Source organism: Deferrisoma camini S3R1 (genome assembly GCF_000526155.1).
Classification (GTDB): domain Bacteria; phylum Desulfobacterota; class Deferrisomatia; order Deferrisomatales; family Deferrisomataceae; genus Deferrisoma; species Deferrisoma camini.
The window spans coordinates 2,380,875-2,407,614 of record NZ_JAFN01000001.1; the positions used below are offsets into that span (position 1 = coordinate 2,380,875).

At 65.9% G+C, this 26,740-nt stretch carries 19 protein-coding genes; 4 read left to right on the plus strand and 15 right to left on the minus strand.

Annotated elements, in window-relative coordinates:
* Window positions 1-49 precede the first annotated feature (49 nt).
* The 6 genes from DEFCA_RS0110435 to DEFCA_RS0110470 all read right to left on the minus strand — a co-directional run bounded on the left by DEFCA_RS0110435 (window position 50) and on the right by DEFCA_RS0110470 (window position 15,181).
* A complete protein-coding gene (locus tag DEFCA_RS0110435; protein ID WP_025322963.1) occupies window positions 50-1,903 on the minus strand; it encodes a 3'-5' exonuclease in 1,854 nt (617 codons plus the stop codon).
* The gene (locus DEFCA_RS22275; RefSeq protein WP_169709543.1) at window positions 1,891-2,322 is read right to left on the minus strand and encodes a hypothetical protein; all 432 of its coding nucleotides are present in this window, start codon (window positions 2,320-2,322) and stop codon (window positions 1,891-1,893) included. Before DEFCA_RS22275 ends, DEFCA_RS0110435 begins: the two co-directional genes overlap by 13 nt.
* Window positions 2,323-2,346: 24 nt before the next feature.
* Window positions 2,347-8,061 (minus strand): ATP-binding protein, encoded by a 5,715-nt coding sequence (locus tag DEFCA_RS0110450; RefSeq protein ID WP_051463229.1) that lies wholly within the window; start codon window positions 8,059-8,061, stop codon window positions 2,347-2,349.
* On the minus strand, window positions 8,048-9,865 hold the full coding sequence (locus tag DEFCA_RS0110460) for a hypothetical protein (RefSeq protein ID WP_051463230.1): 1,818 nt from the start codon (window positions 9,863-9,865) through the stop codon (window positions 8,048-8,050). The genes DEFCA_RS0110450 and DEFCA_RS0110460 overlap by 14 nt, the downstream gene beginning before the upstream one ends.
* A gap of 1 nt (window position 9,866) precedes the next feature.
* Complete coding sequence (locus DEFCA_RS21505) at window positions 9,867-13,871, minus strand: NERD domain-containing protein kinase family protein (RefSeq protein WP_084319081.1); 4,005 nt, start codon at window positions 13,869-13,871, stop codon at window positions 9,867-9,869.
* Between the two features lie 308 nt (window positions 13,872-14,179).
* On the minus strand, window positions 14,180-15,181 hold the full coding sequence (locus DEFCA_RS0110470; RefSeq protein WP_025322966.1) for an Rpn family recombination-promoting nuclease/putative transposase: 1,002 nt from the start codon (window positions 15,179-15,181) through the stop codon (window positions 14,180-14,182).
* A gap of 159 nt (window positions 15,182-15,340) precedes the next feature.
* On the opposite strand from DEFCA_RS0110470, the gene ltaE reads away from it, so the two are divergent.
* Window positions 15,341-16,384, plus strand: coding sequence for a low-specificity L-threonine aldolase (gene ltaE / locus DEFCA_RS0110475; protein WP_025322967.1), 1,044 nt, complete (start codon window positions 15,341-15,343; stop codon window positions 16,382-16,384).
* Window positions 16,385-16,458: 74 nt separating this feature from the next.
* On the opposite strand, the gene DEFCA_RS0110480 is transcribed toward ltaE, so the two are convergent.
* Entirely contained in the window at window positions 16,459-16,734 is a 276-nt protein-coding gene (locus DEFCA_RS0110480; RefSeq protein ID WP_025322968.1) for a hypothetical protein, read from the minus strand.
* Window positions 16,735-17,312: 578 nt separating this feature from the next.
* Here DEFCA_RS0110480 and DEFCA_RS0110485 point away from each other — a divergent pair.
* Entirely contained in the window at window positions 17,313-18,470 is a 1,158-nt protein-coding gene (locus DEFCA_RS0110485; RefSeq protein ID WP_051463231.1) for an ATP-binding protein, read from the plus strand.
* Between the two features lie 410 nt (window positions 18,471-18,880).
* Here the strand turns inward: DEFCA_RS0110485 and DEFCA_RS0110490 are convergent, their stop codons facing one another.
* On the minus strand, window positions 18,881-19,990 hold the full coding sequence (locus DEFCA_RS0110490) for a ketoacyl-ACP synthase III (RefSeq protein WP_025322970.1): 1,110 nt from the start codon (window positions 19,988-19,990) through the stop codon (window positions 18,881-18,883).
* A 143-nt stretch (window positions 19,991-20,133) separates the two neighbouring features.
* On the opposite strand from DEFCA_RS0110490, the gene hepT reads away from it, so the two are divergent.
* Complete coding sequence (gene hepT, locus DEFCA_RS0110495) at window positions 20,134-20,544, plus strand: type VII toxin-antitoxin system HepT family RNase toxin (RefSeq protein ID WP_025322971.1); 411 nt, start codon at window positions 20,134-20,136, stop codon at window positions 20,542-20,544.
* A complete protein-coding gene (mntA, locus tag DEFCA_RS0110500; RefSeq protein ID WP_025322972.1) occupies window positions 20,531-20,956 on the plus strand; it encodes a type VII toxin-antitoxin system MntA family adenylyltransferase antitoxin in 426 nt (141 codons plus the stop codon). Before hepT ends, mntA begins: the two co-directional genes overlap by 14 nt.
* Window positions 20,957-21,000: 44 nt before the next feature.
* Here mntA and DEFCA_RS0110505 read toward each other — a convergent pair whose 3' ends face one another.
* The 7 genes from DEFCA_RS0110505 to DEFCA_RS0110535 form a co-directional block, all read right to left on the minus strand.
* A complete protein-coding gene (locus tag DEFCA_RS0110505) occupies window positions 21,001-21,474 on the minus strand; it encodes a hypothetical protein (RefSeq protein WP_025322973.1) in 474 nt (157 codons plus the stop codon).
* Window positions 21,475-21,490: 16 nt separating this feature from the next.
* The gene (locus DEFCA_RS0110510) at window positions 21,491-22,606 is read right to left on the minus strand and encodes an NADH:ubiquinone reductase (Na(+)-transporting) subunit F (protein ID WP_245693462.1); all 1,116 of its coding nucleotides are present in this window, start codon (window positions 22,604-22,606) and stop codon (window positions 21,491-21,493) included.
* The gene (locus tag DEFCA_RS0110515) at window positions 22,603-23,190 is read right to left on the minus strand and encodes an electron transport complex protein RnfA (protein ID WP_025322975.1); all 588 of its coding nucleotides are present in this window, start codon (window positions 23,188-23,190) and stop codon (window positions 22,603-22,605) included. Before DEFCA_RS0110515 ends, DEFCA_RS0110510 begins: the two co-directional genes overlap by 4 nt.
* 105 nt (window positions 23,191-23,295) lie before the next feature.
* Window positions 23,296-23,919 carry an electron transport complex subunit RsxE gene (gene rsxE / locus DEFCA_RS0110520; protein ID WP_025322976.1) on the minus strand — a complete coding sequence of 208 codons (624 nt, stop codon included), beginning with the start codon at window positions 23,917-23,919 and terminating at the stop codon, window positions 23,296-23,298.
* On the minus strand, window positions 23,916-24,542 hold the full coding sequence (locus tag DEFCA_RS20675) for an FMN-binding protein (RefSeq protein WP_169709545.1): 627 nt from the start codon (window positions 24,540-24,542) through the stop codon (window positions 23,916-23,918). The genes rsxE and DEFCA_RS20675 overlap by 4 nt, the downstream gene beginning before the upstream one ends.
* The gene (locus tag DEFCA_RS0110530; RefSeq protein WP_169709546.1) at window positions 24,539-25,489 is read right to left on the minus strand and encodes an RnfABCDGE type electron transport complex subunit D; all 951 of its coding nucleotides are present in this window, start codon (window positions 25,487-25,489) and stop codon (window positions 24,539-24,541) included. The genes DEFCA_RS20675 and DEFCA_RS0110530 overlap by 4 nt, the downstream gene beginning before the upstream one ends.
* A gap of 97 nt (window positions 25,490-25,586) precedes the next feature.
* Window positions 25,587-26,147 (minus strand): hypothetical protein, encoded by a 561-nt coding sequence (locus DEFCA_RS0110535; RefSeq protein ID WP_169709547.1) that lies wholly within the window; start codon window positions 26,145-26,147, stop codon window positions 25,587-25,589.
* Between the last annotated feature and the right edge of the window lie 593 nt (window positions 26,148-26,740).

Here is a 26,740-nt window from a genome sequence, read left to right on the forward strand (position 1 = left end):
TGTGGCTTCCCCCGTTTCCGGCTTCCCCGTGGCCCGGCCCGACAACGGCTCACCCCAGGCTCCTCCGAAGCCTCCGGACGAGGCCGTTCTCGGTCACGTACGGGACCACCAGCTCGTACCGGGCCCGGGTGATCGCCACGTAGGCGAGGTTCTTGAGCTGCTCCTTGCTCCACCGGTTCCCCGGCTCCAGGGCGTCGAGCCCCACCACGAACACCACCGACCAGTCCATGCCCTTGGCCGTGTGCACGGTGGAGATGGTGACCGAGTCGATGGTGATGTCGTGGCCCGCCTTGCTCCGGTAGTCCTCCGCAGCCCACCGGGCCAGCACGCCCCGGGCCAGGAGCTCCTGCTCCAGCCTCTTGGGAAGGGGCGGCCCCTCCGGGTCGTAGGGGCGCTTCGTGGGGTAGAGCACCGCCACCTCCGAGGCGGGCACCCCCCTTTTCAGGACCCGCTCGGCCACCGCCTCGGCCACGAACGCCACCACCGCCTTCGGGTCTGGGAGCCGAACGAGGGCCGGATCGGGCCCGGGGGCCGTGAGATACCCCGAAAAGAGCTCCAACTGGGTCGCGCCGGGGCTGGGCTCGGCCGACGTCTCGAGGCCCCGAAACCGCCCGGCAAAGCCAGCGAGCTCCTCGGTGCTCCGGTAGGCCGTGCGCAGGCGGTGAACCCGGCCCCGGGCCCGGATTCCCAGATCCGACCACCGCGCCCGGCCGCCCCGCCGGTACAGGTCCTGATGCTCGTCCAGGGCGATGAGCAGATGATCCGTGTCCGGGTTCAAAAGCCCCACCACCAGGCGGAGCATGGCATCCGAGAAATCCTGGCCCTCGTCCACCAGCACCGCATCGTAGCGCTCCGGAAACTCCGCCAGCCGCCCGAGCGCCTCCTCGACCACCAGATCGTAGTACCCTGGCTCCTCCTTCTCGAACGCGACCGGCTCCCCCACCACCCGCTGACACAGCTCGAACACGTGGCACACCTCGACCCCGCCGCCCGGCCCCAGCCCCAGCCCCTGGCGAACGCACAGCCGCTTCAGGTACGGCACGAGGGCCACGTTGTAGCAGACCAGGAGAACCCGCTGGACCTTGGGGTTGTACTTCCGCAGGAACCGGGCCCGGTGGACGAGGACCAGGGTCTTGCCGCAGCCGGAAGGCCCCGCCACGATCCGGTGGCCGCCGTCCCACCGCCGGGCCAGGCTCTCCTGGTTGTGGTCGAGGAGCCGAAGCCGCTCCCGGTCCTCCCCGGGCGCGGGCGGCCGCACGGCCGGAATCCGCACCTCGGGGAAACGGACCTGCCGCACCCGGCCCTGCTCGCGGCCCGTGAGCCGACAGGGGAAGAGCGGCCGGAACGACGCCTCGAGCCGCTCGCGGAACTTGCGGCCCGACGGGTCGGTGAACAGATCGCCCTGGGGGTGGAGGTCGTCCCAGAAAAACGAAAGGCCCGACGGGATCACCCGGTCGAGCCCCTTCTCCTCGTACTCGTGGCGGTTGATGTTCGCGAACACCACCCCGGCCGCCACCGGCACCTTCACCTTGTGCGGGTCGTTGGCCAGGCACAGGGGGCGTTCCCGCCGCAGCCGCTCCAGGATCTGGTTCTTGTACTCCCGGGCCTGGCGCAGGGGGTTCGGCCGGGCCTCCTCCCGGCCGGTCACCTCGATCACCCAGCCGTGGGGGTTGGCCCTGCGAATCTGATGAAGGGCCCAGTCCTTGACCTCGAACACCACGAGCCCGAGATCGGGGTGAAAGAGCACGAAGTCCGGCTCCCGGCCGCCCACGTCCGGGGTGTACCAAGCCACGAACTCCCTGTCGGGCCGGGCCACCTGCTGGAGAAACCGGTAGAACCTCCGCTCCCCTTCGGTGTGGAACGCCTCCACCCCTTCCGGAATTTCCGGAATCATCGTGGCCATGGGCCCCTCCCTCTCGAAACATTCTCCGGCCGGCTACGGCCCCACTGGAAACTTTTCGTCGCCTTGATCCGGTACCCCCGTGCCTTGAACTCCTCGATCACCGAATCCCAATCAGCCGGTGAAGGGTTGGGCTCGACGTCGGCCACCTCCACACAGTCCTTATAATGCGGGTGGTTCGCAAACCTAGGTTTCCAAGAGTGTTGATGGAGCGTGCGAGCAAGCACCCTTCCTTTCTCGAGGAGATCCGGTGGATTTTGAGCCCGCAGGTACACAACCTTCTCAGCCTCGTTCACCACCACCGCCAACTGGGGCACTTTATGAGTTCTGGGAGTTTTTGGCTTCTTGACCCGCACGAGACGACACAACTCAACGGCCAAATCTTGTAACGACTCTCGTTTCACGAACGTCTTTCCCTCCATGACCACCCTCCTCCATTCGCTTTCCTAGCCCGATACCGCTGCCAAGAGCTTCTCGCACAACTCCGGGGCAAAATAGGTCGAAACTAACGTTCTGCGAAGCGATTCCCTCCCCACTGGGTCACGCATGCATTCGAAGAGTTCCGGGTCCAGCCGTGCGCCCCGAGCGAACTTAGTGAGTTCCGCAATAGAACGGATTCTTGGTAGATCTTGGAGAGCCTCTTCCATTCCCTCCACAGGGATCAGATGCCAGAACCCTTCGTTTCGAAGATGGAAGAACGGATACGCCAGGTTTCCTTCTCTCTCATTCGGCATAACCAGCGACCAGTATTTGCTAAACCGCTCGGCTAGCCGCTGGGACGGCTCAATAAAGTTATCTTTTAAATCTCCTTGCTCGACAAGATCTATTATAGACAAAAGCAGCAATGGTTTGTGTGGGGCTCGGTGGGAAGTGCCGGGAGGGTAATGAGCCTTTTTCACATCTGTCCTCAACCTCTTGAACCTACCTTCGTATTCTTTCAGGCAACTGTCGCGCCCCGGTGTCCTCGGCGCGTCGGCGAAACACACCAAAGCGGTACCCGATTCGGCGACAACTGCTGCCCCGTTAGGGTGAATCGGTTCCGGCGCATCGGGAACGGGAGGCATATCCCCCTCTGGAAGATGATCGGGCCAAGGCAGCAAATCGACGGTCGATGGCCGCGTCTTGCCTTCAGCGAAATACAGGGCCCTGAACCGGGGCATTTGCTTTATCTTGTCAATCAGAGTCCTTTCCTGATCGGAACTCGCCACATTGCGCACGAGTGCCTTTGCGTCTGCTTCTGTCAATCTCAGCACGAGGTAGTTGGCCACAGCAGAAAAAAGGGAAGCGTGAAAATCTTTTGCCTCCTGCGATGCCAAAACAAGGGATATTCCATACTTGCGACACTCCTTCGCCATGGTTGGTATCAACTTCAACCTGGCGGCCCTGTGCGCTTCATCAAAAACGATCGCGTGCGTGATGCGATCTTTCACCCCCCTCTTGAACATGTCTTTGTACAGCCCGTAGAAAACCAAAGACGCGAACGCTTTTTGCAGATTCTCATTTTGCGTCGAGTGAATGCGAATCACTACCGGCGCGCTACTCTCCCAAAGGCTTTGTTGATGTTCAGCTAGATCAAAAAAGCCATAGTCGTCGAGTTCCTCCAGACGGGCCAAAAGAGTCTTCAACCCCCTATCCTGCCTGGGTTCCGCGCGAAGGATCTCGACAAACCGACGAAATGGTGGCTCAACAAGATCCTCTCCGCGGTCCGTCTGCTGGTCCCATCCGGCCTCCAAAAAGCTCTCCTTCACCGCTCTCCGTATCCGTTCCCCCTGGATGTCACCCAACTCGGGATAGATGGCAAGGAAAATGTCCCGCACGGCCCCGGCCACATCGAGATACCCCATGGGGGAATCGCGGTCGACCACCTGAAGGGGGTTGAACCCGAGGCCCGAGAAATCGACGAAGCGTACCCCTCCCACAGCGGCTTGTAGTCTCTCGTCTATGTCTTGGTGATAGGAAAACACGATCGGCCGGATCCCGGCGTCCAGCATCTGTTTGCAGATGTTGAGCAGACAAGTCGTCTTCCCCATTCCCGGCAAACCGGCCAGTAGCAAATGGGGATTCCCTTTCACCGTAACCGGCCAACGCACCTCCGCGCCCGACCACGCGTCCGCTCCCAGACAAATTGCAGGAGCGACGTTTTGGCCCGGCCCCCTACGTTCCGGTGCGGGCACCGCCCCTTCCCGCCTGTCAGGGGGAGCCGCAGGAGCGACGGGAACCTCTGCATCCGGCGGTATTCGGTTCCCGGCGGGGATGCCGTCGACCCCAACCCCGGACACCCCAACTTTCGGGATATGCGAGATGGACAACCCGCCCACCCGGCCGTCAGTGACCGGATCATCCGCCCTTCCCCTCGCGGTTGCTTCAGAAAAAGCGGAATCCGGCAACACCGAGGGCCCGAACAGAAAGATTCTTGTCTCCCAACCGGCCGGCGTGATCTCCAGGGGGTGCCCCCCCTGATACTCCGGGCAAAAGACCCATCCGAGGCCCGGCATCCGTTGATCCGAAAAGGAATAATCGCCCCCCCTCTCTACCATCTTGTCAATCTCGCTCACCGCCAATCGGTACGTATCCTTAGGAAGGTAGTGCCTTCGAGCCTTGTCCGCATAGAACCGAAGCACGCGCGCAAGCTTCGCGCGGCGAAGCGCCCGAAATGCCGCTGGCACGTCTTGCGCACCATACCAGTTCATCCACCGCGACCGAAGGCCCTCCACCTGCCCCCGTATCGTCTGCAAGAGCTCGGGATTTCGCGCCGCCCGCAGGTGCCGGCGATACTTCACCTCGACGAACTGGAACACCAACCCCTTCCGGGGCAGCACAGAGACATAGATCAGATCCGGTCGCGTCAACCGGTCAACCTCTGTCCCGCCCTGCCCTTGGAGGGGCGGTAGCAGGTCAGCCACGTCATCCACGGGGATCAAGAACCCCCTTTCCAGGGACACCCAGCACGGACTATCGCCTGCGGACCGTCGGCAGTTTGCGTGGCTCATAGCCAGCGCCACCAGTTCCACGGTGGGCGCCTTTTGCCCCGTCAATCGGATCGCTAGGCGCCCGCTCAAAGCCTTAAGGTTCTCCATCAGGAACTCGGCATTTCGCCTACTCCTGCTGAGGCCCATCTGGTCTAGGGCGCCGTCTAACAGGTTTCTCACTTCATCAAGGTTCGAAGTAGAAGTTATCAGCTGCAGGCAACCCAGGTCTTCCCGTTCTGGAACACAATCGATGACGTATGCGTCGTAGATGTCTTTGTGATCCCGAGGAGAGTCGAAGTACTCTATGCCAGCATTTCGATCGAGCGTAATCACCCAGTCACAGAGCTTATGAATTTGTTGAAGCTGCTCCGCCTTTTCCGGGCTGATCTGGGTGCGCAAGACGGGATCGCCGTCCGACTTCCCGAGATTGCGGGCCACGCAGCGCAAAACCCCTTGGAGGAGTCTTGTCAAGCGCTCGGAATGCACCCGCTCCGACGGGTGTTTCTCCCCTTCCACCTCCGCCGGTACGGCCCCCTCCCACTGCGGGGTCGGTTTGCCCGTGTACGTTCGATCGAAGAACGAAAGTAGGCCGAAAGCGAATAGCGGTCGACGCCTGCGTTCAGCTCCGGCCACTACCTTCGACTGGAACGTATCGAACGCCACCCCGATGTGCGCCGCCCTATCCGGAACCGAGACATCCCGGCGCGCCCACCGCAGCTTCGGCATCAGCCCCCCTCCAGGCAGGCTCACCGAATCGAAGACCCATCGGTCCGAATCTTCAATCCTGCCTGCCCCGGAGCGCCTGCGCTCGCGCAACTCCAAAAGAAAGCGGCCGGCAACTCCCCGTTGCGCTTGGGACGGATACAGTTCCAAGACAAATGCAACGGACCTCCGCTCCATTCCCTCCGTGGGTTCGGCCTCCGTCTCCTGCAACTCCCCACCGGCCCCCTGCACGCGGCCCAAAGCCCGGACCACGGTCAACCCGTCGCCCGGGCGCAGCGCGTGCACATGCATCACGCGGGGTGGTTCATGGCATTCCAGATACTTCTGGATCTCGACACCCAAGATGTGGGCACTTTGCTGCCCCACGGTCGGCGTCGTGTCATTCGCGTCGCTCTCCCCCAATGCCCGGTTCAGAACGGCCAGCGCCGCCTTCGGTTCCTCGTCGTCGTCGGCAACCATGCCGACCGCATGGAAGCCGAGGTTATCCGCGAAAACGAATGACCTACCCGCTGCCGGCCCCGGGAGGAACGGAGGGAACATCGCGCCATCCAAGAGCTTGAACTCGTCCCGGATCGACTTCGGGGACGCACCCTCCACGTATCGCGTGAACAGAACAAGAGCGTCGTAGCCCACGTGCCAGGCCACCCGGAGAGGATGGGCCGGCAGAACAACGACTCCGAGCGTGCGGCCCGAAAGGGACTGCACCTCTACGGTTTGGGTAAGCGCAAACGCGGGAGGGGTTTCCTCGTGGTTCAGGAGCGCGGCCCAGGCATTAAGATACTCCACGACCTGCCCGAATCCCTGGCTCGCGTCATCGTAAATCTGCCCCACCGCACCTTGGGTCACGGCAACCCGGTCGGCGAACCGTCGACTTGCAGCAACTACACGTTCCCACACAGCGAGCCATTCCTGGGAAGCTCCTCCCCCATCGGGCTCCAAGGGGACGAACTCCGGAGAGCCCACCCGGACGCCCGATTCGCGCACTCGAACTAGCCATCTCCCGGGGTGTCCTTGCCGGGAAAACCAATCCTCTTCCGCTTCCCGGATAAGAGGGGGTCGATAGACGCGAAAACGCTTCCCCCCCTTGCCGGTCTGCAGGAGCACATACCCCTTTCTATCCTGGGAGTAAGCGTCTGCTCGCGCGGCCAAAGTGGTCACGTCGTCCCTGTCTGCGAGCTCGACGGCCCCTTCGCTGAGGGTTCGCACCCTCTTGCCGGAGGCCGTCTTGGACTCGGCGGAAACCTCCCCCCACCGAATGACGAACTCTTCCGTTTCCTGGGGTTCCACGTCGTCGTTCCCCACTACCGCAACGCGCACGCGGGCGTTCACCACCGCGTCGTCGCCCAGTGCCGCAAAATCATCGTTCGAAAACCGGCACTTCTCCTCCCTCCTGGCGGCGTGTCTCACGGTCCGAGAGGCGATTTCCTCATCCAGATCGCTCACAACCTGCACCGTGTACTCGGCGGCCCCTTTGGGCAAATCCACGGGCCTGGCCCGCCAGCGCACTTCCAAGGTCGAATAGTTCCCGCTGCGTTCCGCTTCCGGGTCCAAGACAAAGGCGGGCGGATCGCCGTCCCCCTGCTCCCGCAAGCCGGACCACTTGGACAGCTTTCCCGAGCGATTGCGCCAGGGCACCAACTCGGTCTCCCGCACCCCCTCCGCCGATATCTCGAGACGAAGCGCGTTGACCCACAGGTGCGGGAGGTCGGCCAGCTCTCCCACCGCGGCCAGCAGAGGCTTCGTGGCGGCCGACGTCACAAACCGTTCCAGGTCTGCGAGCTGTTTTGGGGTCGGATCAAGAAGCCGTAGCGACTGGATCCGCTGCACCGGCGAACGGCCGGCCGTCTCTCTCCCGATCAGTTCGTCCACAAACTTCCGAGAGATGGCGAGATCCGCATCCGGATCCGCGGGCTCGTCCACCTGGACGGGCCAGAGGCCGAGCAAGTGCAAGAGCGCCCCGGGGTGAACGCCTTCGGCAACGGCCCGGGCGAAAAAATCGAACTCGGCCCAGCGCGACACACTGAACCGCCCCCGTGACCGCGCCTTTTGGATGGCGCGCTCCGCATACCTACGAGCGGCGCTGGACTGGCTCCTGGTGAGCTGTGCCGCAACCTGCCGCACAGCCTCCCGGAAAAGGCCGGCTTCCTCCACCTCCTTCGCGGCGCTGTAGATGCCATCCATCCCCGCTCCGGCTCGCGAGGTATCCACAAGGAGGAGAGTGGTTTCCCGTTTCGTTTCCCGCAACTCTACCGCCCGATCCGCCTCCACCGTGCGGTCGTCCGGATCGTTTTCGTCCGCCACCCGGTACACCGACCAACCCGCCGGCTGGAACCGGCGATCCCGAGCCAACTGCTCCACGACGTGGGGCGTCAGAAAGCGCGCGAACGCGATCGTGCCTTCCTGCGGCCGACCCAGCACGGTCTCGAAAGCACGGCTCAGGACCCGCGCGTGGGTTTCAGTCCAGATCATGGGTCCCCTCTCCAGCGTGTTGGAACCGCGGCACGAGCCGCTTCATGGCCTCGGCGTCGTTGACTCCGATCAGCAACCCCAGGTCCCGCAGCCGCCGCTCGAGGACGGCCTTGTTTCGCTGCAAGTCCTCGTTGGAAACCGCCATGCCCGGCGGGGCCCGGTCCACGCACAGCCCGTATCGCTCGTACAAGATTTCCAGGAACTCTCGGAACGCGAGGGAACGTGCGCCTCCCTTTCGTCCCGGCCGGAGGATGTGGAGGTGGACGAGGTAATCCAGCACGGCATCGGTCAGAATGAGCGACCGGGCGTCCGTTGTTCTGCGGCCGCGGCCGGGCGCAGTGCGGGAAACCTTTCGCTTGGCGGCAAGGCCGTTCGGGCGAGAAACCATTAGGCAGGCATCCAGAAGGCCATTTAGGTTCCCCAACGTGTTTTTTCGCCCTTGGAGATATGTCAGCGCCTCGGCGAGCCTCCACACAGGGCTTTCCACGGCCTCGTCGCTCGTCAGGATGGCCGCGGCATCGGGGTACTCGTCTTGCATGGCGTCCGCGAGTTCTTGGCCCCTCCGGTCCAGGTCGTAGAGGATGGCCCGGGCCTCCTCTCGCCTCTCGAACAGGAGTTCGCCCAACAGGTTGACCCACTCGGTGGCGTCCGGCCGGGTCGCAATGGCAAGCCTTCGCAAGGTACGGTCGTGGCTCGCGGCGTAGTCGAGAAGGCGAAGCGCCATCAGCACCACTGGGAACCGCTCAAGGCGTCGCAACACGTCTTCCATGGACTGCTCCGCCAGATAGCGAAGCCCTCGGTCCAGGCCGTTGGAGCAGTCCACGAACACCTCGACGGGACGCTGCACATTGTTTGGTGGGACCGTCCCGGACTCGGCCCACGCGAACACGAGATCCACCACGCTCAAGAGGATCGTCGTAAGGCCCAAGGCTACGCAGGACTCCAGCATCTCGACCAGTGCATGGCGAGGGATTTGCTCAGCGTACTCCCGCACGAACCGGCGGATGTCCTCGGAAAAGTACCGGGCAGCCCTCGCCGCGATCGGCCGCTGGTTCGGGATCCTCTCGCCCTCGCCCCCCCGAAGCTTGTCGGGCGCGACGCCCAGTTGTTGCGCCAGCCGGACCATCAGCAGTTGGTCCAACCCCACCTGCGTGCTCTCGTCGAACCGGTCGCCCGCCCGATCCCCGAGCCCTCCCTCCATCCGGATTCCCTTCGCGAACGCCTTCAAAAGCACGTTGTCTTCAAATCCCCGAGCGACAGGGAACCAGGTCCTGTCGCCATCCGGCGTCTGGGCTACATGCGGGCCTTCCTGTTCCGCCAGCACGGCCACCATCGTCTCCGGGACGTACCGCAAGTTGACCACCGATTCCGGAAGGTCGATCCAACTCGCCAGGTAGTGGGCCGGGGCCACCCGCTGCACCTGCTCCCTGCGGCCGAGTTCCCGGTTACGGTTCTCGAGGCAGAAACACAGCAGGAGGTCCCCCAGGATGGCCCGGGTCGTCTCGTCCGAAAAACCCTCAAACAACGAGTTGTTCGAGAGCACCTCGGCCACCCGATCGATGGTGGCCTGCCTTCGGCGTTCCCGGTACGAACCGGACTCCCCTCCGAACACCTCGACAAAACGGCCCTTCCCCCGCCGGTGCCCGAACCGGAACATGTACAACACGGCGGGTAGCACGGCCGACAGGTCGAAGTCTTGGACCGAGATCGGCAGAACCTTCTGGTAGTCTGCGGACCAGATCGCCCGCGTGTGCCCCCGACCGAGGATCTCCTCGACGATCGCTCGCGCCGACGTGCCGCTCATGCTACCCCTCCTGCCCGGCCGGACGGATCACCAGGTGTTGTCTCACACCCCCTTCGGTTTCCCTCAGGGTGACGCCCACTTCGTAAACGCGCTCGTCCTGGCTCGGGTTCCAAGCCAAGAGTCTCCGCTCGTCTTCCCGGACCAACCGCTGCACGAAGATGGAGAGGTGGGCAAAGGTGTCGTCCGAGGACACGTCGCCCAGTTGGTACCCTTCCGCGAGTTGAAGCAGCAGGTGAAAGAGCTCCGCCCCCATCCGCAGACGCTCTTCACGGCCGTCCCGGTAGCGATAGACGAGAAACGCTCTCCGGTGAAGCCGTTCCATTCCCTCCATTTCGGGTGGAAGGTCCGCTTCCACCCGAAAGTGGCCGAGGGGCTTTTCCACCCAAAAGGCCGATTCGGTGGGCGTGCGGGGGGTTATCCGGAGGGGTACCACTCCCTTTCGGTCCAGCGCCCGGGGCGGAAGCTGCTCGAGCTTCGCTATGCCTTGGCACAGCCGCTCGCACACCCGCATCCGATCTTCGGCGTCGCTGAGGGGAAGGTCCCGAAAGAGCCCGATGTGAGTCCCCCGCGCCAACCCCAGCGCGTACGGGTCTCCGGACACGAACTGAATGTGGTCGGCACTCCATTCGAAAAAGGCTCGGCGCCTCGCAGATTCCACCGTCAGATCGGGATACCGGGGAGGACCGTCCCCTTGTTCCGCTGGGTTCGACACGAGATACCGGTCGATCCGGGGGTGTGCCTCGAGGCCTGGGTCGAGTCGTGCCAACTCCCCCAGCACCTCCCCCTGGCGTGCCGGCGAGGTGGGGGAGAAGGCCCGGTCCCAATACGGCAGGGTTTCCTCCGCCGGCCGCCGGTGGTAGTCCTCACAAGAATGGAGGCCGAAGAGGACGTACACCAAGGCCGCCCTCAACTCGCGCACGGTGATGTGCGTCTCCCCCCTCAGATGCACCGCCTGGAGCGCCTCGAAGAGCCGCTCGCGCGCCCGGCCTCGAACCGGCTCTGGTTGTCGGTTCGGAACCCCTTCCGGCCCGAACACGCGCGCCGCCCGGAACACCTCGCAACGGCGCTTCGCCGAACAGGTTCGGCACGGCGCCCATATCTCCGTGGCGTCTCGGCCGCCATACAGGTGATCCACCAACCTCTCAAGAAACGCGGTTGCGATCGCCTTCTTGTCCGGGAGCACACCGCCGACCAGAGACCTCTGATTGAGATCCACGAACCGAATGTGAGACTCCTGAGTTGCCACCTCCTGTTGCAGCAGAGAGTAAAGCTCCTCGGTTAGCGGCGTGGTTCCAGATCGCTCCTCGTAACTTTCGATCCACTCCATCAAACGGCCGTCGTTGATGGCCAGGAGATGGACGATGTCCTCTTGGGGTGGGCCCTGCTGAAACGGTTCCAAGAACGCGTCCAAGAGTTGGTCGGCCGTCTTCCCCTCCCAGGCGGCCGACCCGTCGAAATTGATGCGCACGGTGGGCCCGCCGGGGATCTCCCCTTCAACGACTCTTTGCGCGGAGGAGTGGTGGCCGAGCCCCAACTCCATTGCCAGATGCTGTAGGAGAGCCGTCTTCCCGTCCCCCGCGTTCCCGCAGAGGATGACGAGCCGCACACGCCGATCTCGCACGTCGCGGAGTAGCGTCTCCTCCAGCGGGGTGGCGACATACGTACTCTTTGCGAACTCCGTGTCGAGCCCGCGGGTTTCCTGGTTCCCCCACCGGGAACCAGGGTAGGACTGGAGAAGCCCTTTCAGCCATTCCACCTGTTCTTCAGACAGTGCCTCGTCCCCCTCGGAAGCAACCCCGGGAGGTGTGACTGCCTTTCCGTCCATCGGTGTGCGCCCGGCTACCCGGGCTTCCGAAAGCCACTTCAGCGCCTCCGCTGCGTTCTCGAACCGGTCGCCGGGCTCTGGGTGAGTAGCCTTGTTGAGCCACCGCGAGAGCACGGGGTACGCACCTTGGTCGATCTCCCCCCAGTTCAAACCCCGGCCCTTGTCGAGAGTCCCCCCGTAACGAAAAGGTTCGCGATCGAACACCACATGGAAAAGGCTGGCCGCCAGCGCATAAAGATCGTCCGACGCTACCGCACCCTGGCTGGCCGGAGTGGGGGGTGGGCAGTAAAGAACGGTTCCCGGCGACGCCCTCGGTTCTCCGATCCGCGTGGCGAAATCATAGTCCGTGAGCACGAGATCTTGACCCGAAACGATCAAGTTCTTTGGACTCACGTCGCCTTGAACGATCCCGTTTTTGTGCAGTACATTGAGGGCCTGGCAGACCTGGCCCAGCCAGCGTAGGGCCAACGCCTCCGCATTTGGCTCCCCTTGCTCTTCCGCCAACAACGGAAACACGCCGATGAACGACGAAAGCGCAGCCCCGTCGACCCACTTCATCAGGGCGACAAAACTGTTTTCCTGCCACTCGCTCGCCACTTCAAAAATGGTAGAGAGCCCCGTATGCCCTAGGTGGGAACGAACCAGGTGGTACGCGCGGAGGATCCGTTGGCCCACGTGCTCCTCGTGGGCCACCTTTGCCACGTATGTTCCGAATTCTTCTCCGGTCTTACTGTCTACGTGGACAACCTTGTACGTAGTGCCAACGCCTCCAGATCCCAATCGGGCTACGATCCTGTATTCGTGGCCGCGAAACGGGATGACTTGATCTTCTGTCCAGTATCTTGCGGGTGGAGGCGGAACGACGCGGTGCACGTCACCCAGGAGTTGCGAGAGTCCGGCCTCGAGCTCCTGTAAGCTCGCCCGGTCGGCTGGTTCCTCGGCCAACCCCTGCTTCAGTACGGAAAGCGCCCGTCTCGATGTCTCATCTTCGAGCGTTTTGAAGATCTCCCCCAGCGAAGCGCAGAGTGCGTACACGTCGGACCGCTGATCCGCACACGCGTAGCCCTGACTGAGGATTTCTGGGGGCACATAAGGCACCAGTGCATTGGACGGAAGCGTTGTCGATGCGACCGTCTTTTGGGACGGAACCTTCGTCCGTTCGAATCCAGTGAAGATTGGCGTGTTGTCGTACTTCACCAATATGGTGTTGGGGGTCAGGTTCCTGTGGACCAAGGGCTCGTCGCTATCCGCTGCGTGCAGATCGCTCAGGGCCTGGACCGCCCTTCTCGCAAAATCCACCCGGCTCTCAGGGCTCCATGTCTCGTCCGCTGATCGTTCCTCCAACGTTGGAGCCGCCGGGTCCACGACTGAAAAGAAAAACATCTCACCGGCGTACCCGGGCGCCTCTTGGTATGAGTCCAGAATGCGCGGTGCCCACGGATATAGCTGTAGTCGCCGCAACGCCTCGAACTCTCTTTCGGCCCTCGCATCCGCGTTCCTCTCCGTACTCGCGGACAGGTCGTAGAGATGCAACACGACGCGGTCCTGCCGGGCCGCGTGAACTGCCTTGTAAACGCGGTGGAACCTCTCCTCCTTTGGCGTTTGAAGCTCCAGGTTCACATACCCAGCGAGGCGTTTTAGGGAACCATCTATAGCGACGGAGCACTTAGGTTCTAGCGCGCGGCCCAGTCTGCGCACTTCATCCGAAGTCAAAACCTCCATGCCCCCTGCGCCGGCCGCCTTCTCGCAATCCCGAAGACCGTGGAAAGGGACCCCCCGAACCGTTTCACCCAAGACCCGGGAAATCTTCGCCGAACCCTCGGTCAGAAGGAATGCGCCGTCCACCCTAGGCAGCGATTTCACGACCCTTCGGAGCGTAGTTCCCACTTTCTTGGCTTTGAGAGTCACCCGGTCGGCTTCTCGCTCGACAACATCCCGATTCTTGTTGATCCAGGCGGCGGTCCAGTGTTTTACCTCTACCACCTTCACCCCCGGAGGCCCGATGGCAACGATGTCGATTTCTTCAGACTGCAATTGGTGAGTTACAGAAAACGATAAATTGCACAGCAGAATCCACTCTCCATCGCCGGACAGAGATATGAGCTTCGTCTTCAGTTGTTCGACGGCCATCCGCTCGCTTTCGTTTGCCATAGGCCCGCAATGGAAAACCGTCACCTTCATTTTGAGACTCCCAGAGGAAACAGGTTGCGCCTCCACCCCTTGACAACCCCGCCCCGGAAACCAAAACGGCCACCGGGGGCGCCAAGGCGCCGCGGTGGCCGTTTGGATTCCCGGTTGATCGTCCCGCCCGATTGCCCCGCCATGGGTCTCCCCTCCCTCATGGATGGCGGTTGCCCATGGTAGGGGAATCAGATTATCTCGTGCAAGATCTGGGGAAGCCGGAGGCCACGGGGTGGCCTGCTCGCGAAACAGGAATCTCCTCGTACCGATCAAGCGGGTGGGGGCAAAGGGCCTGGTGGCGGCCCCTGTCACTCCCCTTTGAACACGTCCTTCAGGGACTCTGCCTCGAACGCGCGCTCCACCCACCCCGCCAGGGTGTCCAGGTCCGCCCCCGTCACACGGTCCCGCAGATCTGCCGGAACCTCGCCAAAGCGCTTCTCCAGGATCCGAAGCAGAAGCTCTGCCCTGCCTTCCTGGAGCCCCTGCTGAAGCCCCTGCTGGAGCCCCTGCTGGAGCCCCTCCTTCCTTCCCGCTTCGATCCCCTCCCGCTTCCATTGCTCCGTCCACTCCTTCACCCGTTCCGCCAACATGTCTCGCACCTCCAGTAGATCTCGGGTCTCCGGCATCGGTGTGTCGGGCAGACGCGCCGGCAAAAGCACCCGCCTCACCCATACCGCAAACGCCCGCCGCAACTCCCGCTGCTCATCGGCTCCCATCCACTCCAACAGGGCCTCCACCACCGCCCGCACGTCCTCCGGTGTCCGGCTCTGCTCCAACCGGAACAGCGCCGCCACCAGGTTCCGCTCGATCGACAAGGCCTCCGGGCCGTACCGCCCCTCGTCGATCAGAAGGTACCGCATCCGGGGCCGGTACCGGCCCAGTCCCTCCGGAACCGCCTCCACCAGATCCTCCACCGCTTCGGCCGCGCTCCACCGGCGCTCCCCATTGTACAGCACCACCGGCAGCACCGGTGGCAGTTTCCCCTCCGGCCCCAGCTCGCCCCGCCGGATCAGGTCCTGGTACAGGAGCCCCACGTAGGTGAGGATCCGCACCGCCATGAACGGGTCCACGGTGGACTGGAACTCCAGCAGGATGTACACATAGACCCAGCGGGGTCCCCACCGGACTTTCCAGACCACGTCGTCCTCGCGGCTCCGCAGATCGTCGGACACGTAGGAGCCGCTCACCCTCTCCAGGGTGGAAAAGTCCAGTTCCCGGACCCAGGGCTCGGGCACGAACCCGATGAGGAGGTCCTGGATCATGCGGGGGTGGGAGAAGAGGTTCTTGTATCCGGTGTCGTGCTCTGCCACCGTGCCCCTCCGGGTTTCGGTTGGCGACCCGTCCATTCTGTCGCCCACTGCTGCGGGCGTCAATGCGGTACGCCTGCCATGCCGGGACGATAGCTGCAAGCTGCAGGACCCCGCAGGGGCCTGACGAGACTTCCGAGACGAGCCCTCAAGAGGACCCCCATGCGACGAATCGATCTTCGTAGCGACACCGTGACCCGCCCCACGGCCGCCATGCGCCGCGCCATGTTCGAGGCGGAGGTGGGGGACGACGTGTACGGGGAGGATCCCACGGTGAACCGCCTCCAGGAGGTGGCGGCGGCGCTTCTGGGCAAGGAGGCGGCGCTGCTGCTGCCCAGCGGCACCCAGGCCAACCAGGTGGCCGTGCTGAGCCACGCCGGCCGGGGGGAGGAGGTGATCGTCGAGGCCGAGAGCCACATCTTCTACTACGAGGTCGCGGGCATCGCCGCCCTGGCCGCGTGCCAGGCCCACCCCGTTCCGGGCCACAGGGGGATGATGGACCTGGACCGGGTGGAGGCCGCGATCCGGGCCGACAATATTCATTTTCCGCGAACCGCCCTGATCTGCGTGGAGAACACCCACAACCGGGCGGGCGGCACCGTGCTGCCCCTGGAGCACCTGGAAGAGCTGTCAGGGCTCGCCCGGCGCCACGGGGTTCCGGTGCACATGGACGGGGCCCGGGTGTTCAACGCCGCGGTGGCCCTGGGCCGGCCGGTGGCCGAGATCGCGGCCACGGCGGACTCGGTGATGTTCTGCCTGAGCAAGGGGCTGGCCGCGCCGGTGGGCTCGGTGCTGGCGGGCCCGAAAGCGTTCATCGAGCGGGCGCGCCGGCACCGAAAGCTGCTGGGCGGCGGCATGCGCCAGGCCGGTATCTTGGCCGCCGCCGGCCTGGTCGCCCTGGACACCATGGTGGGCCGCCTGACCGACGACCACGCCAACGCCCGGGCCCTGGCCCGGGGGATCGCGTCGGTGGACGGCCTGCGCGTGGACCTGGGCGCGGTGCAGACCAACATCGTGCTGTTCGAGGTGGTGGACCCGGCCTGGGACGCCGCCTCCCTGGTGGCTGCCCTGGGGCGGGTGGGCGTGCTGTGCAGCGCGTTCGGCCCCCGAAAGATCCGGCTGGTGACCCACTGCGACGTATCGACCGAGGACGTCTCAGAGGCTCTCGACCGGATCGAGACGGTGGTGAGGCGCGGCCGCCGGTGACCCCTCTTCCGGGGCGCGGCCGGAGGCAGGTCCCTTCTGCTCAGGGGGCTGATGGCCTTGCATGCAACTTGGTATCAGAGGCTAGCCGCGAGGAACGCGGCAGGGGTCAGGGCCGAGGGGCCGGTCCGCGGGAAGTCGCCCACGTTACGGGTCACGATCGCTGCGGCACCCATGTGCTGGGCGGAGAAGTACTGGATCACGATGTAGACGTTGTTGAAGCGGATCGCCGAAACCCAAGCGTCCAGGCTCCCGATCTCGGCCCGGGTCCACCCCCTCGCGGAGTCCGGCCAAAACGGCTCCCTCCGTCCCAGCACGTCAAGGAGCACGTTCGTGTCGACCAGCCCGCGCACCCGCTCCCCCCCTTGGCTCGGACCAGTGCTTCGGCCAGTAGCTCCTGATCGTCTCGGTCCGGGGGCAACTGAACGACACCCAGGGCCTGACGCGTAAGCGGGCCCAGGGGCTCCTGGCCGTTTTTTGTTTTCTTAGCGATATACGCAGGCCGACAGGACTGCGCCCCATGCCCACCCCGGCCTGGGCTCGGCCACCGGGCCCTTCCGGATTTCGGTTGGCAACACCTCTTTGTCGCCCGCTCCTGCGGGCGTCAATGACTCCGCAGGCGGGACGGGCCCCGATCTGGCCGCACCCGGCCGCCCTTGTCGAAGATCCGCTGCCAGGTACATCCACGCCGCCTCCCGCAGGGGTTCCGAGCGGCTCCCCGCCTCCTCCTTCTTGGCCCGCTCGCCACTCGTCGCCAGAAGCTCCCGCGGAAACGAGATGTTCACCGTGGCTACCCGCATCGTCCTATTTTCATGCAAACAAAAAATTGCATTTTCGATTTGCATGGTGATAGGCTTGGGCCATGACGTATCTGCCGAGACACCTCGCAAGAACCCTGCACCGCGCCGCTGCGACGTTTCCGGCGGTACTCGTGACCGGTTCGCGCCAGACCGGGAAAACGACCCTGCTCAAGAACGAGTTCGGGGCGACCCACCGGTACGTGTCGCTGGAACGTCCGGATGTTCGGCTGCGTGCCACGGAAGACCCGGTGGGGTTCCTGCGAGAGATCCCCCCGCCGGTCATCCTCGACGAGATCCAATACGCCCCGCACCTGCTCCATTACATCAAAGACGAGATCGATCGCGCTCGCGAGCCGGGGCGGTGGCTCCTCACAGGGTCCCAAACGTTTGGATTGATGAAGGGGGTGAGCCAGACCCTGGCGGGACGCGTGGCCGTGCTCGAACTCCTGCCGCTCTCCGTCGCAGAGGCACGCGGGAACCCACCGCCTCCCACGGTAGACGACCTTCTGGCCAAAGTCTTTTCCGGACCTTCCCCCGTCGCCTCCGACACGTCCGTCGACCTCGGAGACTGGCTGATCCGCGGGGGCTACCCCGGGGTCCGATTGAATCCTCAGATCGATCCAAACCTCTGGTTCGGTGGCTACACCCAAACCTATCTGGAACGGGACGTGCGGGATCTGTCCCATGTGGGTGATCTGCACGCGTTCACCCGGTTTCTGACGCTCGTGGCGGCCCGAACGGGCACCGTGTTGAACATGGCGGCGTTGGGTGCCGAAGCCGGCGTCACCGGCCCTACCGCCCGACGATGGCTCTCCGTGCTCGAAGCAAGCGGTGTGGTGTGCCTGCTTCCGCCGTTCCATCGTTCTTTCGGAAGACGCATCCGCAAGAGCCCCAAGCTGTATATGATCGACCCGGGGCTCGCCTGCTACCTCATGGGGATCCAGACGCCTGAGCAGGCGCTGCAGAGCGTTTTTGCCGGCCCGCTGGTGGAAACGGCTGTGGTTTCCGAGTGGATCAAGGCGTTTCGTCACCTGGGAGAGCGGCCGACGCTCTACTACTGGCGGTCGGGAAACGGGCTGGAGGTCGACCTGATCATCGAGCGGGGGACCCGCCTGTATGCGGTGGAGGTGAAGGCAACGGCCACACCCGTGCCGAAGCATGCCGCCGCCCTGTCCCGGTGGCTCGGGATCGCCGGCGAGTCGGCCCAAGGGGTGGTGGCCTGCGACGTGGAGCGGCCGGGCACGCTAAGGCCGGGCATCCGGGCCGTTCCGTGGCACCTGGCATGGTGAACCCCGCTGGGCTGCCCCCCACGCCTTCTGTCGGCCCGTTGCCCTGCCTGCGGTTCCTACCGTATGGCCTGTGCCCAGGGGGCCGAAGACCCGGTGGGCAGCGGGGCGGCTCCCGGGCTGTCGCCAACGCCTCGGTGATTCACGGCTTTTCGGCCGACGACCGAAATCAAAAAGAGTAACTTGCAACGGGTTCCCCCGGTGTCGGAGCGACCTCCCGATCGCGATCCCGGGCCGCAGGGCCCGGCAGAGTTTTTGTCGCGGCCCGGAGGCCGCTTCCACCCTTGGGGGGTCGGCGTGGTCGCCAGTAGACGAGAGCCATCGACCACCACAGTAGGATGTCGGAGTTCTTTGGCCTGCCAGCCTTCCAGCGGAACCGGCAGGCTCCGTCAGCTCCCCCAGACCCAGCCGACTTACTTGGGCGTTCCTCGGCCCCGCAGGGGCTGAGGGAGGCTTCCCAGGTAGTACTCGATGCTGGGGCCCATGATCTCCAGGGCGGACTTGTCGCAGGGGGGCAGCTCGGCGTCGGACCGGGCCAGGGGCTCGACCCGGCTGCCCCACCGGATGAGCCCCGCGCCCCACACCAGGCCGGCCCCGAACACGGTGGTCAGCACCAGGGCCCCGGGCTTCACCCGGCCGGCCTCCAGGGCGTCGCACAGGGCCACCGGGATCGATGCGGCCGAGGTGTTGCCGTACTCCTGGATGCACACCATGACCCGGTCGGAGGGGATGCCGAGCTTGTCGGCCACCAGGTTCAGGATGCGCAGGTTGGCCTGGTGGGGCACGAACAGGTCCACGTCGGCCGGCGTGCGGCCGCCGGCCCGGAGCACGTCTTGGCAGGCCTCGGTCATGGCCCGCACGGCGTGCCGGAAGATCTCGCGGCCCTCGAACCGCAGCGACAGGTGGACGCGGTTGTCGGTGAACCGGTCGAAGCCGTGGCCCCAGTTGGGCATGTGCAGGGTGTGGCGGGTGTCGGGCACGCACCCCAGGCGCGAGGCGACGAGGCCGGTCTCCCCCTCGGCCGCCTCGACCACCACGGCGCCGGCGGCGTCGCCGAACAGCACGGCCGACTCCCGGCGGGTCCAGTCCATGAGCCACGAGGCCCGCTCCGCCCCGATCACCAGGGCGGTGCGGACCGTGCCCGCCCGCACCATGTCGGTGGCCACGCTGAGCCCGTACAGGAAGCTGGCACAGGCCGCGTTCAGGTCGAAGGCGGCGGCGTTGCGCGCGCCGAGCTGGTTCTTCAACAGGGAGCCGGTGTTGGGGATGATCTCGTCCGGGGTGGTGCTGCCGAACACGACCAGGTCGAGGTCCTCGGCCGTGCGACCGGCCGCGGCCAGGGCGTGCTCGGCCGCCACCCGGGCCATCTCGCAGGTGGTCACGTGGCTGTAGTGGCGCCGCTCGATCCCGGAGCGGGTGCGGATCCACTCGTCCGAGGTGTCGACGAAGGTGGCCAGGTCGTCGTTGGTCATGACGGCCGGGGGCACGCACTTGCCCCAGCCGGTGATCTCGGCGTGTCGCATCCAAGCCTCCGCTGATGGAAGGGAAAAACGTAGCGCGAAGACTGACAGATCCGGCCCGCCGGATCAACGGCTCTGGATGGAGCCGCGGAGATGGAGGGTGATATAGTCGATGAGGACGGGTTGACCTGCCCCGGGAGTCGCCGATGAAAAACGGGATCATCCTGCGCAAGCTGGCCGAGATGGACACCGTGCTCGCAGAACTGCGATCGCTGGGGGAGAGGGACCTGGAGCGCCTTTCCGACGACTGGCGGACCCGCCGAGCGGTGGAGCGGGATCTCCAGATTCTCGTGGAGATCGTGATCGACGTGTGCCAGCGCCTCCTGGCGTTGGCAGGCAGAGGGCCGGTGGACACAGGAGCAGAGGCGGTGCGGGCGTGCGTGACGCTGGGCGCCCTGGCGGATCCCGCACCGTACCGCCGCATGATCCAGTTCCGGAACTTCGTGGTCCACCGGTACGAGCACGTGGACCCGGGTGTCCTGGCAGATATCGTGCGGAACCGGCTCGGGGACTTCGATCGGTTCCGGGAAGAGGTTCTGTCCTATGTGCACGGTTGACGTGGACGCGGCAGTGCGGGTGCTCGCGGCCTGCACGAACGTGGTCGCTGCATGGGTGTTCGGTTCGGCCAGCGGCGGCCGGGTTCGGCCGGGGGGGGACGTGGATGTGGCCGTGCTGTTTCGCCGCCCCCCGTCGTTGGACGAGCTGGCAGACCTGAGGGCCGACCTCCAGGAAGCCCTGGGGTTCGAGGAGATCGACCTGGTGCCCCTGACCGACGAGAGCCCGGCGGCGCTGCGGTTCGAGGCCCTGTCGGGCCGCAGGGTCTTCTGCCGGGACGTGGGTCGGGTAGCGGAGTTCCAGTCGCTCGCGTCCCGGGAGTACGAGGACGACATGGCCTTCGCCGCCCGGGGCCTACGGGCGTGGGCCGAGGCGCGGAGGCAGAGACAGGGCCCAAAGTCGGGGGGCCGGTGAGTCCCTAAGCGGGTTCCCCCCGGCCGTCTGCCAGAACGAAGCGGCTACGAAAGACCTTCCGCCTCCAGCCCTAGGAACCCTGCCAACCGCTCCGGGTCCAGGCGGTAGGGGCTGCCCCGGCCCTGGTAGAAGCCGTGGGCCCCGATCAGGTGGACAGACAGCGGGGTCCAGACCAGGGTCTCGCCCGTGTCGAGCCGCCGGCCGTGGACCTCGGCCTTGACGAACAGCCCTGGATGGCCGAAGGGGCACGGCATCCGGCCCATGGCCTCGACCGAGCGCACCTCGAACCGGTCGTCGATCACCACGGGAGCCCCCAGGTGGGTCAGGGCCGCGTCGGTGAGCCGCTGGAGGGCCGCGGCCAGGTCGGCGTGGCCGAGGCCCAGCCGCCGCACCCGGCCGTCATCGTCCTGGAGGATCTCCACGAGGTTCCGGGAGTCGGTGCCCAGGAACCCGTCGCGGGTCAGGGCGCCGTGGGCCATGCGGGCCTGGGCCTGGGAGAGCTGGGGCGGCTGCTTCATCCGGGCCTCCGGGGGGTCAGGCGAACTTGTCGTAGAAGATGCGGTCCTCGGCCACGCCCTTGTCCGTGAGCACCCGCACGCAGGCGTCGATCATGCCGGGGCTGCCGCACAGGTAGGCCTCCATGCCCTCCATGGAGCCGTAGTGCCGGGCCACCACGTCGGTGATCAGCCCGGTCTCGCCCTGCCAGTCGTCCCCGGGGTCGGGGTGGGACAGGGCCGGCACGAACGAGAACCCCGGGAGCCGCTCGCCGTAGGCGTGGAGCCGCTCCAGGTCGTAGAGGTCCCGCCGGGACACCGCGCCGAAGAACAGGGTGACCTTCTTGCGCACGCCGCGGGCCACCATGTCGGCCAGGATGCTCTCGAACGGCGCGAGCCCCGAGCCCCCCGCGATGAACACGGCCTCGGCCGGGGTCTCGCGCAGGTAGAAGTCGCCGTAGGGGCCGTTGATCCGGAGCCGGTCGCCCACGAGCAGCAGCTCGTGGACGAACGTGGTGCAGATGCCCCGGGGCACCTTGCGGATGATCAGCTCGACGGCGTCGGTGTCCTGGGGCGGCGAGCTGATGGAGTAGGCCCGGTACACGGGCTCGCCCAGGCCGTCGTAGATGGGGGTCTCGATCTGCACGTACTGGCCGGCCCGGAACCGGAACGCCACGCCCGGCCCGAACGCCAGCCGCACGCGGCGGATGTCGTAGGTGAGCTCCTCGATCGCCTCGACCCGGACCTCGTACTCCTCCACCTCCAGGAGGTGGGCCGGGATCTCGATGGCCGTGTCGTCGCGCACCTTGACCTGGCAGGCCAGCCGAACCCGATCCTCGATCTCCTCGGGCGACAGGTGCGGGGTCTCGGTGGGCAGCACCGGGCCGCCGCCCTCCAGGATCCGCACCTTGCACAGCCCGCAGCTGCCCCGGCCGCCGCAGGCCGACGGCACGAAGATCTTGCGCTCGCGCAGCACCGACAGCAGGGGCTCGCCGCCCGGCACCTCGACCGGGTCGGCGTCGTTGATGGTGAGCCGCACCGGGCCCGAGTGCACGAGCCTGCGCTCGGCCACCACCAGGACCAGGGCCAGGAACGCCCCCAGCCCCACCAGAACCCCCACGGCGGTGAGCACGTCGGCCATGGCCTGCCCGCTCACATCGGCACCATGCCCGAGAACCCGATGAAGGCCAGGGCCATGATCCCGGCCAGGATCACCGTGATGCCGGGCCCCTCGAGGGCCGCGGGCACCCGGGAGCGCTTCATCTTCCTGCGCAGCCCGGCCATGGCCAGGATGGCCAGCGCCCAGCCCACGCCGCTGCCGGCTCCGTAGGCCAGGCTCTGCACGAACGAGTACTGCCGGATCACCATGAACAGGCTCACCCCCAGGATGGCGCAGTTCACCGTGATCAGCGGCAGGAAGATGCCCAGGGCGTAGTAGAGCACGGGGCTCGTGCGCTCGATCACCATCTCCACCAGCTGCACCGTGGCCGCGATCACCACGATGAACGCGATGTAGCGCAGGTACTCGAGCCCCAACGGCTCCAGCAGGTACGCGTACACCAGGTAGTTCAGGCCCGAGGTCAGGGTCATCACGAACGCCACGGCCGCGCCCAGGCCGGCGGCCGTGCGCACCTCGCGGCTCACGGCGATGAACGGACACATCCCCAGGAAGTTCGACAGGAGGATGTTGTTGATGAAGATCGCCGCGATGAAGATCGTGAACGCGCCCTGTTGGGTCATGGCACCTCTGTTGGCTAGAAGGCTCGAAGGCTAGAAGGCTGGGAGGCTAGGAAGCCGGGAGGCTGGGACGTCCCAACGTCCTAACATCCCAACGTATCACCGTCCTCATGCCTCCCTCGGTTTCTGGATGGTCCGGAAGAACCAGATGGCCAGGCCCAGCATGAAGAACGCCCCCGGCGGCATGGCCATGATCGTCCACAGGGTCACCCTCTCCGGCAGCACCGGGTAACCGAACAGGGTGCCGAACCCCAGCAGCTCCCGGAAGAACGCGATGGCCAGGAGCACCAGGGTGTACCCCACCGCGCATCCCAGGCCGTCCAAGAACGCCAGGCCCGGCGGGTTCTTGGCGGCGAACGCCTCGCACCGGCCCATGATGATGCAGTTGGTGATGATCAGACCCACGTACGGCCCCAGCGCCTCGCTGATCTCGGGCAGGTACGCCTTGAGCGCCAGGTCCACCAGGATCACGTAGGAGGCGATGATCAGTACCTGGGCCATCATGCGCACCCGCTTGGGCGTGACGTTGCGCAGCAGGCTCACGGTCCAGCAGGACATGGCCGTGGCGAAGATGAGCCCCAGGCCCATGACCACGGTGTTCACCAGGAGGTTCGTGACGGCCAGGGTGGAGCAGATGCCCAGGATCTGACGGTACACCGGGTTGTCGTCCCACACGCCCCGGCGCAGGGTGCTGACGGCCCGGCTCCGCCGCAACCACAGGGCCGGCCTCATCCGCTCCCCTTTCGCCGGAACACCGGCCGTTGGGGAAGGCCCGCCAGAAACTCGTTCAGGAACCGGCCCAGGCGGTTGCTGGTCTGGGTGGCGCCGGTGATGGCCTCCACCTCCCGGGGGCCTCGGGGCTTCCGGAACACGAACTCCAGCACCCGGCCGTCGCGCACCTCCAGGGACTTGCCCCGGAACTGGTCCCGGAACCAGGCCTCGGAGATCCGGCCCCCCAGCCCGGGGGTCTCCTCGTGGCGCAGGAACGAGATGCCCAGGATCGTCTCGGCCCGGTCGTCCACGGCCACCACCCCGAAGATCGCCCCCCAGAACCCGGGGGCCTCGAACGGGAACGCATAGCCCTTCACCCGGCCCCTCTCCCGCAGGGCGTAGTAGGGGCCGACCTCGTCCCGGCCCTCAGCCACCCGGGCCTTCCACACCCCGGCCAGGGCCACGGGGTCGGTCGGCGCGTCCACCCCGAACGCCTGGAGCACCCGGGCCCGCAGGCGGGCCTGCTCGCCGGCCTGCTGCCGGGGCAGGCTGAGCACCTCCACCGTGCTCACCGCGGCCCCGAACACGGCGGACAGGACCACCATGAACACCACCGGATACCAGGGCCGCTCCTGGATCCTCATGCCGGCTGCCCCCCCGCCCGGCGGGCCTTCCACGCCGCCAGGGCCTCCTCGATGATCGGGCCGAAGGTGTTGCCCAGCAGGATCGCGAACATGGCGCCCTCGGGGAAGTTGCCGAACTCCCGGATCAGCACCGCGGCCGTGCCGATCACGCACCCGTAGAGCACCTTTCCGGCCCGGGTGCGGTTGGCGCTCACCGGGTCGGTGGCCATGAACACGGCGCCGTACAGGATGCCCCCGGCCAGGACCGCCCGCAGCGGATCGGGCCCGGCCAGCCCGGCCGTTCGCAACACCCCGGTCAGGACGGCGAAGCTGCCGAGCACGCTCGCCACGATCTCCCACGACGCCACCCGCCTCCACAGGAGATAGGCCCCGCCCAGGAGCACGGCCGCCTTGCAGGTCTCGCCCAGGCTGCCGGGCATGGCCCCCCAGAACAGGGCCGACAGCCCGATGGGCGCCCCCTGGGCCAGGACCGGCAGCAGGGTGGCCGAGGTCACGGCGTCCGCCCCGGGGGCCCAGGCCGTGAGCCCGCCCACGCCCCCCCAGAACGGCTCGGTCCAGGTGCCGGTGATGGCCACGGGGAACGACACGTACAGGAACGCCCGGCCCACCAGGGCCGGGTTGTACACGTTGCGGCCCATGCCCCCAAAGAGCTCCTTGCCGAACCCGATCGCCACCACCGCGCCCACGGCGCACATCCAGAACGGCACGGCCGGAGGCAGCGACAGCGCGAGCAGGGTGCCGGTGACGAACGCGGCCGAGGTCACCGACTCGCCCCGGCGCCGGGTGAACGCGTACTCCGTGGCGAACGCGAACGCGTTGGTCACCGCCACCACGGCCAGGGCCCGCCACCCGTAGTAGTACACCGCCGCCAGGCCGGCCGGGGCCACGGCCTTGAGCACCGCGACCATGTTCGGTTGCCAGCGCACGAGGCGGGGGGAGGGGCGCACGGACGAGGGCTTCTGGGGGGGGGGCATGGGAGTCGGTTCGCCTCTCCGGGAACGGGGATCTCGGAGCCGAAAAACCTATCCCCGCCGACGCAGGCCGTCAAGCCGCCGTGGGCGACTCGCCGGAGATTCGGTCGCTCCCGCCGCGGCCCGAGGCGGGGGGGCCGGAGGAAGGGGCGGGCACGAAACGATGGGCTTCCAACACCCGGCGCGGGTCCGGCACCGCACCGACAAACCGCAACCCGAACATCGATCCGATCACCTGGCCGACCCGGTCGGCCGGCAGGTTATCGGGCCGGGTATGGCACACGTACACCCGCCCGTCCGGGGTGATGCAAAGCCCTCTCAGGTTGGTTTCCTCGTCTTCGCCGATGAGGCTTCGCACTAGGCTCACCAGGTGCGGCGCCACCCCGGCCTCGGCGGCCAGCAGCGCCTCCAGGTGGGGGGTCAGGAAGTGGTTGCCGTCGATCGCGTAAAGCACCCGCCTCCCCGCACGGCGCACCCGCACGACGCCCGTCTCGGCCAGCCGCCGCAAGGCGAACAGGGCGGCCGAAGGCCGCAGTCCGGCCTCCCGGGCTACCTCGCTTCCCGAGGACTCCCCCCGGCGGAACAGGGCCCGAAGGACGCGGATCTGGTTTCGGGTGCCAAGGATCTCTTCCAACAGCATTCGGGCGTATCTTCTCCCACGAGAGTTTGATATTTGCAAACTATGTTCGCTAAATACAACATAACCACCCGCGCCACCCTGTCAACAGGTCCGGCCAGTACGATACACCTGCGCTATTTCCTTTGGAAAACAAGGCGGTTTTCGCCGCCAAGGAGCTAGGACCTGATGTTCGAACTCCTGTAACATCCATGGCCGGTTCCCCGCAATCCCGTGGCATTTTTCCCAGGTCGTCCTTCTTGTTGCGGAGTCCATCGTTCAACAATTTGAACCATGCCCGCGCTTTCGGATAGGGAGGCTTTTCCCTGCCCCCCCGTGGGGGCGATACGTGAGGACAAGCCCCCGAACCCGATGGAGCAACCCATGTCAGCCCCGCTCCACCCAACCCGCCACCACCACGATCAGCCACCGGCACGGGCCAGAGAGCCCGCCGCATCCCCAAAGCCGACGACGACAGCGTGCTCGAGCTCGACGCCGTGGGCCGCGTCGTGTGGGCGAATCCGGGCGGGGCGAGGCGCTCGTGCAGCCCCGATCATCGACGTGGGTCCGCTACACATACACGGCCCCGCCCGACGACGGCAGATGGCCGG

Bases quoted from the DNA above. Each gene is read 5' to 3' on its own strand.
- DEFCA_RS0110490 (WP_025322970.1), bottom strand. From the start codon at position 19,990: ATGCGACACGCCGAGATCACCGGCTGGGGCAAGTGCGTGCCCCCGGCC.
- ltaE (WP_025322967.1), top strand. From the start codon at position 15,341: ATGCGACGAATCGATCTTCGTAGCGACACCGTGACCCGCCCCACGGCC.
- DEFCA_RS22275 (WP_169709543.1), bottom strand. From the start codon at position 2,322: ATGGAGGGAAAGACGTTCGTGAAACGAGAGTCGTTACAAGATTTGGCC.
- rsxE (WP_025322976.1), bottom strand. From the start codon at position 23,919: ATGAGGCCGGCCCTGTGGTTGCGGCGGAGCCGGGCCGTCAGCACCCTG.
- DEFCA_RS0110515 (WP_025322975.1), bottom strand. From the start codon at position 23,190: ATGACCCAACAGGGCGCGTTCACGATCTTCATCGCGGCGATCTTCATC.
- DEFCA_RS0110450 (WP_051463229.1), bottom strand. From the start codon at position 8,061: ATGATCTGGACTGAAACCCACGCGCGGGTCCTGAGCCGTGCTTTCGAG.
- mntA (WP_025322972.1), top strand. From the start codon at position 20,531: ATGTGCACGGTTGACGTGGACGCGGCAGTGCGGGTGCTCGCGGCCTGC.
- DEFCA_RS0110505 (WP_025322973.1), bottom strand. From the start codon at position 21,474: ATGAAGCAGCCGCCCCAGCTCTCCCAGGCCCAGGCCCGCATGGCCCAC.
- DEFCA_RS20675 (WP_169709545.1), bottom strand. From the start codon at position 24,542: ATGAGGATCCAGGAGCGGCCCTGGTATCCGGTGGTGTTCATGGTGGTC.
- hepT (WP_025322971.1), top strand. From the start codon at position 20,134: ATGAAAAACGGGATCATCCTGCGCAAGCTGGCCGAGATGGACACCGTG.
- DEFCA_RS0110435 (WP_025322963.1), bottom strand. From the start codon at position 1,903: ATGGCCACGATGATTCCGGAAATTCCGGAAGGGGTGGAGGCGTTCCAC.
- DEFCA_RS0110460 (WP_051463230.1), bottom strand. From the start codon at position 9,865: ATGAGCGGCACGTCGGCGCGAGCGATCGTCGAGGAGATCCTCGGTCGG.
- DEFCA_RS21505 (WP_084319081.1), bottom strand. From the start codon at position 13,871: ATGAAGGTGACGGTTTTCCATTGCGGGCCTATGGCAAACGAAAGCGAG.